The organism is Bradyrhizobium sp. (assembly GCF_049691595.1).
In the GTDB taxonomy this organism is placed as follows: Bacteria; Pseudomonadota; Alphaproteobacteria; order Rhizobiales; family Xanthobacteraceae; genus Bradyrhizobium.
In genome coordinates, this window is sequence record NZ_JBAVNZ010000350.1 from 1 (window position 1) to 10,283 (window position 10,283).

Below are 10,283 nucleotides of genomic sequence, written 5' to 3' on the forward strand. Positions count from 1 at the left end.
GACCTGTTTCGGTCGTTGTTGGCACTTCACGACATTTCACTGCACCGCGGAATTTGGTCGCTGTCGGCGCCATGGCCGACATCGAGCAAGCCTTACCAATCAAGCTCGATTTATGGAACCGCCCTAGTTTTTCGGCGGCTGGCCGAAATCGATCGGCGGCAATTCCATCTGCGGAATTTCGATCTTGATCGTATTGGGATCGACCGTCGACAGGGCGCCCTTGTAATGCATCACCATCGCGGGAAACAGGATGACCAGCAGCACCATGATGACCTGGATCACGACGAACGGCACCGCGCCCCAATAGATCTGGCCGGTGGTAACCGCCTCCATGCGCTTGCCGGTGAGCCGGTCGATATAGGATTCCTTCGGCGCTACCGAGCGCAGGTAGAACAGCGCGAACCCGAACGGCGGATGCATGAACGAGGTCTGCATGTTGACGCCCAGAATCACGCCGAACCAGATCAGGTCGATGCCGAGCTTTTCCGCCGCCGGCCCGAGCAGCGGGATCACGATGAACGCCAGCTCGAAGAAATCGAGGAAGAAGGCGAGCACGAAAACGAATGCGTTGACGAAAATCAAAAATCCGATCTGGCCGCCGGGGAGCGAGGTCAGCAGATGTTCGACCCAGACGTGGCCGTTCACGCCGTAGAAGGTCAGCGAGAAGACGCGCGCGCCGACCAGGATGAAGACCACGAACGCGGAAAGTTTCGCGGTCGATTCGGTGGCCTGACGGATCAGGTCCCAGCTCAGCCGACGTTTGGCGGCACCAAGGATGATCGCGCCCGCGGCGCCCATCGCGCCGCCTTCCGTCGGCGTCGCAATGCCGATGAAGATGGTGCCCAGCACCAGAAAGATCAGGAATAGCGGCGGCACCATCACGAAGGTGGTCTGTTGCGCCATCGCGGAGAGGAAACGCAATCCCGTCAGTTTGTCGAGGACCCAGTTCACTACGGCGACAAAGAACGCGAACAGGATGCCGAAGAACATGCTGAGTACGACGAAATCGGCGCCATGCGTCTCGGAGTGGCGCATCACGAACCATCCGAACACGACGCTGGCGATGGTCAGCATGCCGAGCGAAATCAATCCGCGGCTGCCATCCTTCTCGCGAAAACCGATCGCCTCCGCCGGCAAGCCCGGAGCGGCCTTGGGAAATATCAGCGTGACGAAGAAGGCGTACAGGGCATAAAGGCCAGCCAGCACCAGGCCGGGAACGAAGGCGCCCTCGTACATGTCGCCGACCGACTTGCCGAGCTGGTCGGCCATCACGATCAGTACCAGCGACGGCGGAATGATCTGCGCCAATGTGCCGGAGGCGGCGATGATGCCGGTCGCCATCCGGCGGTCGTAGCCATAACGCAGCATGATCGGCAGCGAGATCAGGCCCATCGAGATCACGGAGGCCGCCACCACGCCGGTGGTGGCCGCGAGCAGGGCGCCGACGAAAACCACCGCGTAGGCGAGGCCGCCACGGATGGTGCCGAACAATTGCCCGATCGTGTCGAGCAGATCCTCGGCCATGCCGGACCGCTCCAGTACCAATCCCATAAACGTGAAGAACGGGATCGCCAGCAGCGTATCGTTGTTCATCACGCCGTAGACGCGTTCGGGAAGCGCCTGCAGGAAATCCGGCCGGAATTCTCCGAGCTGGATTCCGACGAAGGCGTAGAAGAGTCCGACCGCGCCCAGCGAAAATGCCGCGGGATAGCCCAGCAGCAGCACGACGACCAGCGACGCGAACATGATCGGCGCCATATTGGCAATAAGAAAAGCTGACATCTAGATTCCCTTGTGACCGCGCGCTGGCGATCAGCGTTTTATGATCGCCTCGACGAGGTGCTCGACCTCGGCCTCAATGGCATTCACCTGCGATGCGTGTGGATCCGGGATCAGGCCGCGCATCACGGCGATGCGCTTGATCAGCTCGGAAACGCCCTGGACGGACAGGGAAACGAACCCGACGATGATCAGTGATTTGGCAGGCCATTGCGGCAGCCCGCCGGCATTGCCCGATTGCTCGTTGATCTCGACCGACCGCATGAAGAACGGACCGCCGGTGATGATCATGACGACGCACAACGGCAGCAGAAATAACGCGTGGCCGACGGTGTCGATGACATTCCGCACCGTCTTGGGCAGCACGTTGTTGACGATATCGATCCGGATGTGCTCGTTATCGAGCAGCGTCCATGACGAACACAGAAGAAACACGATGCTGAACAGCACCCATTGAAGCTCCAGCCAGGAGTTGGAGGAGGTATCGAACGTCTTGCGGACGATGGCGTTGATGCTCGATACGATGACCGCAACCAGGATCAGCCATGCCATACGTTTGCCCGTCCATCGCGTGAACGCGTCGATCCCCTGGCTTACTTTCAAGAGCGATTGCAACGGATAGTCCTCCCCTTCTGCCGCCTTGGCTGCACCCGCCAGGCTAGCTTGAAGCTGTTGCAGCAAACCAGCGGGGAGCGTTGTCGTCAATTGGAAGTTTGTTGATATTGAACGGGAATTGGTTCCCGGCGGAACGCCGCCGCGGGGGCCGCCGCCCCGCCACCGGTGAGGTTACCGCGACTGTCCGGGGGGAGCGAAATCGGGCGGGGGCAGTTCGATTTGCTGGATCTCGATCCTGACCTTGTTGATGTCGTCGGCGCTGACCGGCTTGTCCAGCAGCACGGTGACGGTCCAGGGGAAGGCGATGACGAGCACGACCATGATGATCTGCAGGCCGACCCAGGGCAGGGCGCCCCAATAAATATCCGAACTCCTGACTTCCCTGGGGGCGACCCCGCGCAGATAGAACAGCGCAAATCCGAACGGCGGATGCATGAACGACGTCTGCATGTTGACGCACAGCATGACACCGAACCAGATCAGCGCCGCGTCGGCGCCGACCACCGGCGTCAGTATCTTCTGCGCGATCGGCGCCACCATCGGCAGGATGATGAAGGCGATCTCGAAGAAATCCAGGAAGAAGGCCAGCGCGAAGATGAAAAGGTTGATGAAGATCAGGAATCCCCAGACGCCGCCGGGCAATGAGGTCAGCATGTGCTCGAGCCACACCCCGCCGGAAACGCCGAGGAACACCACCGAAAAACAGGTTGAGCCGATCAGGATGTACACCACCATGGTGGTGATGCGCATGGTCGTCTCATAGCCCTGCCGGATCAAGCCGCGCAGTTCGGGAATGCGCACCGCCTCCAGGCAAACCCAGATCACCGCGAAATAGGTCACCGCGAACAGCAGCTTGAACAGCAGGTTCTCCGACAGCAGGATTCCCACGATGGTGCCGATGCCGCCGGCGATGATTCCGGCGATCAGGATCTTGTGGCCGGCGCTGCTGAATTCCTTGTGGTGCATCGCAGCCAGCACGATCGCTCCGATCGCGCCCATGGCGCCGGCCTCGGTCGGGGTCGCAAGGCCAAGCATCATGGTCCCGAGCACCACGAAGATCAGCACCGCCGATGGAATGATGCCGAGCAGGCACTTTTTCCACAGCGCCCAGCCTTTCAGGGTGAGGGCATCCCGCGGCACCGGCGGCACGTGATCGGGCTTGAAGATGCCGAGCAGGAAGGTGTAGCCGGCAAACAGCAGGATCTGGAAGATCGACGGACCCCAGGCGCCGAGATACATGTCGCCGACGGATTTGCCGAGCTGGTCGGCCAGCACGATCAGAACCAGCGACGGCGGCACCAACTGGGTAATGGTTCCCGATGCCGCCAGCACGCCAGTGATGTAGCGGATGTTGTATCCGTAGCGGATCATCACCGGCATCGAGATCAGCGCCATCGCAATCACCTGCGCGGCGACCGTTCCCGTGATGGCGCCAAGGATGAAGCCGACGATGATGACGGAATAGCCGAGCCCGCCGCGGATCGGCCCGAACAGCTGGCCCATCGAGTCCAGCATGTCTTCGGCGAGACCGCATCGCTCGAGAATCGCGCCCATGAACGTGAAGAAGGGAATCGCCAGCAGCAGTTCATTGGACAGCACACTGCCGAACACCCGGCCGGGAATGGCCTGCAGGAAATTGAAATCGAAGAAGCCGAGATGGATCGCGAGAAAGCCGAAAGAAAATCCAACCGCCGCCAGCGTGAACGCCACCGGGTAGCCGATCAGCATCGCCAGCACCAGGCCGCCGAACATCAGCGGCGGCATCATTTCCAGCGAGATCACTGCGTCGGCCTCTCATATTTGGCCTCGATCGTCACGAGGTCCTGGAGCGCTGCGATGCGCTTGATGACCTCGGAAATGCCTTGCAGCGCCAGCATCACGAAGCCCGCCGGAATGACGAATTTGATCGGCCAGCGGATCAGTCCGCCGGCATTGCTCGAGGCTTCGCCGACCGCGTAGGCCTGATGGAAGAATGGCCAGGACAGATAGGCGAGCAGCAGACAGGCCGGGATCAGGAAGAACAACGTGCCGATCAGGTCGAGCCAGAGCTGGCCGCGCTCGGAGAGAAACAGATAGAGGATCTCGACCCGCACATGTTCGTTGCGCTTGAAGGTGTAGGCTGCGCCGAACATGACGAGGATGGCGAACATGTACCATTGCAGTTCGAGCCAGCCATTGGAGCTGTAGCCGAACGCATAGCGGATCATCGCATTGCCGGCGCTGACCACGCAGGCCGCCAGAACCAGCAGGTTGCAGACGTAGCCGACCTTCTCGTTGAGCAGGTCGATTCCAGAGCTGAGTGCTAGCAGCGGGCGCATGGCGATCGCCCATATGGCCGCGGTGGAAGCAGGCCGGCCGGCTCGATGCGCACCCCACTGCTCCGCGTCGCACGCGCGAGGCCAAAACTCATCCTCGTGAACGATCGCAGACGCTAGTCCTCCCCCGAGATGCGTCCCGCTGCCCTGCCTGCACGCATGCGGTGCAGCGGCTTGTCCGGCCGAGCGGTCATTGGCAACGGTACCATCTCAGCACGCCACCACAGCGTCAATCCGTAAATCACGCAAGGCGTGAGCCGGGCGCGCGAGCGACGTCAGGCGCTGGTGGCTAGCCGCCGGTCACGCTCATGTGGCGGCTGACGCTCGGGCGGTTGTGCCGGCGATCGATGATGAAGTCGTGCCCTTTCGGCTTCAGTCCGATGGCGCGGTCGATCGCGGCAGCGAGCAGGTCGTTGTCGGCGGACGCCCGCAGCGGTTTGCGCAAATCGGAGGCATCCTCGTGACCGAGGCAGGTGTGCAGCGTGCCGGTGCAGGTGATCCGGACCCGGTTGCAGGACTCGCAGAAATTATGGGTCATCGGCGTGATGAAGCCGAGCTTGCCGCCGGTCTCGCTGACCGCGACATAGCGGGCCGGGCCGCCGGTATCCTCGTCGAGATCGGTCAGGGTGAAGTGCGCGGCAAGCCGCGCCCGCACCAGCGACAGCGGCACATACTGGTCGATGCGGCCTGCGCCGATGTCGCCCATCGGCATCACCTCGATCAGCGTCAGCGCCATGCCGTTGCCGTGCGCCCATTGCATCAGCGCGGGGATCTCGTCCTCGTTGATGTTCTTCAGCGCCACCGCGTTGATCTTGACGGCAAGACCGGCCGCGCGCGCCGCCTCGATCCCGGCCAAAACCTTGTCGAGATCGCCCCAGCGGGTGATGGCGCGAAATTTGGCCGGATCGAGCGTATCCAGCGACACGTTGATCCGGCGTACGCCGCAATCGCGCAATTCGCCGGCGAAGCGCGCCAGTTGCGAGCCGTTGGTGGTCAGCGTCAGCTCATCGAGCGCGTCTGACCCGAGATGGCGCGACAGCGAGCGCACCAGCGACATCACATTGCGCCGGACCAGCGGCTCGCCGCCGGTGAGCCGGATCTTGCGCACCCCCTTGGCGACGAAGGCCGAGCACAGCCGGTCGAGCTCTTCCAGCGTCAGCAGATCCGCTTTCGGCAGGAAGGTCATGTCCTCCGACATGCAGTAGAAGCAGCGCAGGTCGCAGCGGTCGGTGACCGACACGCGCAAATAGCGGATGGTCCGGCCGAACGGGTCGGTCATCGGACGGAACAACGATTCAGGGGGATTCTGCGTGGATCCGCTCATTCAAACGTGCCTTGCCTGTAAACGCGCCTTGCTCGCAGAAAGCCCTGACATCAGGAGAACAGCGCCCCGCCGGCGCAATCTAGGCATGTTGGCGCCCGCTCACAATGCGTAGCTTGCTTTGGTGCAGTGCACGCAGGAATCAGCGCGTCGGGGAAGGGGCGTTCTGAGCAGGAAAGGGCGAGCCTGCGGACGCGCCGGCTTTGGGCGGTTTCGGCGGTTTCGGCTGGGTCGGCTTTGCCGCGGCCTTCGGTGGCGGGCCGGCCTTTTTCAGCTCCGCGACCACCGGGTTGGGATCGATCGTCGTCGACGCCGGCGTCGAGAAATCCCCGGGGTTGCGGATCACCTGGACGGTGATGGTCTCTGGCTGGAACTTGGCCAGGGTGTAGGTGACGGAGAAACCGCTGTCCGGCGCCGGCACCGAAACCGAGCAGGGCGTCTTGCAGCCGGGTCCAAGCGAGGTCACGGCTTCGGCCCCCGATGGCACCGACTCGAGCTGGACCTGGACCGCCGGCGGCGTGGGCTTCAGCGAATCCAGTGACAACGAGGAACAGCTGGCCAAACCCGCCCCGGCGATGGCAATCGCGAAACCACGACGCATGATCAACCACCCTGTTGCGGCTGTCAGCCACAATCTCCCGTGGCAAAACCATAGGAGTGTCGCAACAAAGCCGCAACCGAGCGGGCGATTAACCTTAAAGGATGGTTAATTCCGCAAAATAGAGTTTTGGATTAATGAATTAAATCAATATCTTAAAAAAATGACTTCTTATAAAGAAAAGTGAAGGCTTGCGACGGCGGCGGGCAAATCGCGCATGTGCCCGATCAGCCGGTCCGGCTTGAGCTCGGCGATGGGAACGTCGGTGTAGCCAAATTCGACGCCGATGACAGGAACGCCGGCGCGCCGGGCCACCCCGACATCGGTTCCGGCATCGCCGACCATGATCGCGGAGGCGATCTGCCCGCCGGCGCGCGCCACCGTCTGATGCAGGATCGCCGGATCGGGCTTCGAGACGCCAAAGGTGTCGGCGCCGCAGATCGCCGAAAATCTTGCGCTCAATCCGAGCTGCTCGAGCAGGCGCTTTGACAGCCATTCCAGCTTGTTGGTGCAGACCGCGAAACGAAAACCCTGCGCCTGCAGGTCATCGAGCGCGCTTTCCAGCCCCTCGAACGGACGCGACGCATCCGCGATGTGGGCGGCGTAGTAGTCGATGAAGTCGCTCGTGAGACGCGTAATATCATCGATGCTGGCGAGGCGCCCTTCAGCTTCGAGGCCGCGCTCGATCAATTTACGGGCGCCGGCGCCGATCATGGTGCGCGCCGAGTGCAGCGGGACCGGCGGCAGGCCCTCGCGGTCGAGCACGTAGTTGAGCGCGCCGATCAGGTCGGGCGCGGTATCGACCAGCGTGCCGTCGAGGTCGAATACGACAATGCGGGGAGAGGTCATCGGCAAACCGCTATCCATCCGCGCGCCGTCATGCAATAGGCTTCGCAACAATCCCGGGGGACGACGATGCGTGAGCTTGCCGGCAGGACAGCCTTCGTGACCGGCGGGGCCGGCGGTATCGGCTTTGCGCTCGGCCGCGCGTTTGCGCAGGCGGGCATGAAGGTGATGCTCGCCGATATCGAGAGCGCGGCGCTGGAAAACGCGCTGCAAGCGTTGCGCGAATTCGCACCGAAGGTACGCGGCACCGTCTGCGATGTGGCCGATCCCGCAAGCGTCGAGCTCGCCGCCAAGGCATCGTTCGAAGCCTTCGGAAACGTACACGTGGTTTGCAACAATGCCGGCGTCGCCGCTGGCGGCGGCATCGACCATATTTCTCTCGACAATTGGCGATGGGTGCTCGACGTCAATCTGATGGGCGTGCTTCACGGTATCAGCAGTTTCCTGCCGCACATGCGCGCCCATGGCGAAGGCGGTCATATCGTCAACACCGCGTCGATGGCCGGCATGAATGCCGGGTTGGGATTTAGTCCCTATTCGGCAAGCAAGTTCGCGGTGGTCGCCATGTCCGAGGGACTGGCGATGCAGCTCAAGCCGCATGGCATCGGGGTGAGCGTGCTTTGCCCGAGCTTTGTGCGCACCCGCATCGGTGAGAGCGGGCGCAATCGGCCCGGGCGCTATGGCCCGCCGCAGCCGCTGGATCCGGAAAGTCCGGCAGCGGCGATGGTCGCCGAGATCGCCAGGCGCCTGGAGGCGGGACTCGATCCGGCAGCGGTCGCCGGGCGTGTGCTGGCGGCCATCCGGGAGGACGAACTCTACGTGTTCACGCATCCCGGCATGCGGGCCGATGTGGAGGAACGGTTCGCCGCGATCCTGACGGCCATGGACAAGGTGCCCGCGCCATGATCCACGCCACGCAAGGTGCTCATAGCGCTGTTCCTGCCCTGAAAACGACGCTAGATATGCGCCCGCCGGACATGGCGGATTGCGCCGGCGATACGGATTTCAGGGGCATCGCCTTCACGTGAACATGGACGGCTTGAAACGGCAGGCGGCGGCGCGGGCGCTGCAACAGGTGCAGGGCGGCATGACGCTCGGGCTCGGCACCGGCTCGACCGCGCAGCATTTTGTCGAATTGCTCGGCGAGAAGGTGCGCTCTGGATTGAAAATCATCGGCGTGCCGACCTCGGAAGCGACCCGCGCGCAAGCCGAGCGGTGTGGGATTGCGCTGACCACGCTGGACGAGGTCGACCGGCTCGATCTTACCGTCGACGGCGCCGACGAAATCAATCCCGCGCTCGATCTGATCAAGGGCGGTGGCGGCGCGCTGCTGCGCGAGAAGATCGTGGCGGCGGCGTCGGATCGCATGATCGTGATCGCCGACGACAGCAAATGCGTCGATGTGCTCGGCCGCTTCCCGCTGCCGGTGGAGGTCGTTCCGTTCGGCTTCGCGGCGACCCGGGCGGCGATGGCGAGGGCATTTGCGCAAAGCGGCGTTTCCGGGCAAATGGGGGTGCGGAAGGGCAAGGACGGCCACGTTTTTGTCACCGATGGCGGCCACTGGATTGTCGACGCCCATCTTGGGCGTATACCCGATCCGCCGGGTCTGGCGGGCTTGCTGAGCGTGATCCCGGGCGTTGTCGAGCATGGCCTGTTCATCGGCCTTGCCGGCACGGCCGTGCTCGCGGGCTCGCAGGGAATTCGCGTTGTAGAACGGCGTTGACCGCCGCAATCTTGGGAGAATTGGTATGACGAAGTTTTCACGGATGTTGTCGGCGGCAGGTCTTGCGCTCGGACTGGCGCTGACAGCCGTGCCGGCCGGAGCTCAGCAAAAGCCGCCCGCGGCGCCAGCGCCGGCGCTCAAGGAAGGGACCCCGGCGGCGATGGCGGCGGCCAGGGAAATTCTGACGATGAAGAACGCCGGCGCGATGTACGCCAACGCCGTTCCCGGCATCGTGCTGCAGACCAAGGAAGCGCTGCTGCAGGCCAACCTCAACTATCAGAAGGACCTCAACGAGGTCGCAACCATCGTGGCGCAAAGCCTGGCCGGCCGCGAAAAGGAGATCGGCGAGGGCATGGCGCGTGTCTACGCCAGCGAGTTTTCCGAGCAGGAGCTGAAGGACCTCGTCACCTTCTACAAGTCGCCGCTCGGCCAAAAACTGCTCGCGACCGAGCCCCGCGCCATCCAGACCAGCATGTCCTTCATGAACCAGTGGGCGCAGGCCTTTGCCGAAATCGTCAACGCCCAGTTCCGCGCCGAGATGCGCAAGCGCGGCAAGGAGATCTAGAGCCGATCTGATCCATTTTCAGGCGGGGTTGCCATGGCTGAGTTCGACGTCGATCTGTTCGTCATCGGGGGCGGCTCGGGCGGGGTTCGCGCCGCCCGCATCGCCGCGGGCCATGGCGCCAAAGTCATGGTCGCCGAGGAATACCGGATGGGCGGCACCTGCGTGATCCGCGGCTGCGTGCCGAAAAAGCTGTTCGTGATCGGCTCGCATGTCCATCAGGAGATCGAGGACGCCGCCGGCTTTGGCTGGACGATCCCGGAAGTCAGTTTTGACTGGAAGACGCTGGTCGCCAACAAGGACAAGGAGATCGCGCGGCTCGAATCCATCTACACGGTGAATGTCGAGAAGTCGGGCGGGCGCATCGCAAAGACCCGCGCGGTGCTGGAAGACGCCAACCGCGTGCGGCTCTTGACCGGCGAAACCGTGACGGCGAAATACGTGCTGATCGCGACCGGCGGCCAGCCCAATCACGGGCCGGAAATTCCCGGCATCGAGCATGTGATCTCCTCGAACGAGGCGTT

11 protein-coding genes are annotated in these 10,283 nt (G+C 63.0%); 4 read left to right on the plus strand and 7 right to left on the minus strand.

What is annotated here, in order from left to right:
* Positions 1-123: 123 nt before the first annotated feature.
* The 7 genes from WCE35_RS15460 to gph form a co-directional block, all read right to left on the minus strand.
* The gene (locus tag WCE35_RS15460) at positions 124-1,782 is read right to left on the minus strand and encodes a TRAP transporter large permease (protein WP_424594211.1); all 1,659 of its coding nucleotides are present in this window, start codon (positions 1,780-1,782) and stop codon (positions 124-126) included.
* Positions 1,783-1,812: 30 nt separating this feature from the next.
* Positions 1,813-2,394, minus strand: coding sequence for a TRAP transporter small permease subunit (locus tag WCE35_RS15465; RefSeq protein WP_424594220.1), 582 nt, complete (start codon positions 2,392-2,394; stop codon positions 1,813-1,815).
* A 171-nt stretch (positions 2,395-2,565) separates the two neighbouring features.
* Positions 2,566-4,176 carry a TRAP transporter large permease gene (locus WCE35_RS15470; RefSeq protein WP_424594212.1) on the minus strand — a complete coding sequence of 537 codons (1,611 nt, stop codon included), beginning with the start codon at positions 4,174-4,176 and terminating at the stop codon, positions 2,566-2,568.
* Positions 4,173-4,712: a TRAP transporter small permease subunit gene (locus WCE35_RS15475; RefSeq protein ID WP_424594213.1), complete on the minus strand. Its 540-nt coding sequence runs from the start codon at positions 4,710-4,712 to the stop codon at positions 4,173-4,175. Before WCE35_RS15475 ends, WCE35_RS15470 begins: the two co-directional genes overlap by 4 nt.
* A 286-nt stretch (positions 4,713-4,998) precedes the next feature.
* A complete protein-coding gene (moaA, locus tag WCE35_RS15480) occupies positions 4,999-6,033 on the minus strand; it encodes a GTP 3',8-cyclase MoaA (protein ID WP_424594214.1) in 1,035 nt (344 codons plus the stop codon).
* 139 nt (positions 6,034-6,172) lie between these two features.
* A complete protein-coding gene (locus tag WCE35_RS15485) occupies positions 6,173-6,631 on the minus strand; it encodes a hypothetical protein (protein ID WP_424594221.1) in 459 nt (152 codons plus the stop codon).
* A 168-nt stretch (positions 6,632-6,799) separates the two neighbouring features.
* Positions 6,800-7,477, minus strand: coding sequence for a phosphoglycolate phosphatase (gene gph, locus WCE35_RS15490; protein WP_424594215.1), 678 nt, complete (start codon positions 7,475-7,477; stop codon positions 6,800-6,802).
* Between the two features lie 66 nt (positions 7,478-7,543).
* Here gph and WCE35_RS15495 point away from each other — a divergent pair, with 66 nt between their 5' ends.
* From WCE35_RS15495 to WCE35_RS15510, 4 genes are all read left to right on the plus strand, one after another.
* Positions 7,544-8,380, plus strand: a complete 837-nt coding sequence (locus WCE35_RS15495; protein WP_424594216.1) for an SDR family NAD(P)-dependent oxidoreductase — start codon at positions 7,544-7,546, stop codon at positions 8,378-8,380.
* Between the two features lie 124 nt (positions 8,381-8,504).
* Entirely contained in the window at positions 8,505-9,197 is a 693-nt protein-coding gene (gene rpiA / locus WCE35_RS15500) for a ribose-5-phosphate isomerase RpiA (protein ID WP_424594217.1), read from the plus strand.
* 25 nt (positions 9,198-9,222) lie between these two features.
* Positions 9,223-9,762 (plus strand): DUF2059 domain-containing protein, encoded by a 540-nt coding sequence (locus WCE35_RS15505; RefSeq protein ID WP_424594218.1) that lies wholly within the window; start codon positions 9,223-9,225, stop codon positions 9,760-9,762.
* A gap of 33 nt (positions 9,763-9,795) precedes the next feature.
* A partial coding sequence (locus tag WCE35_RS15510; protein WP_424594219.1) for an FAD-dependent oxidoreductase occupies positions 9,796-10,283 on the plus strand: 488 nt, incomplete at its 3' end.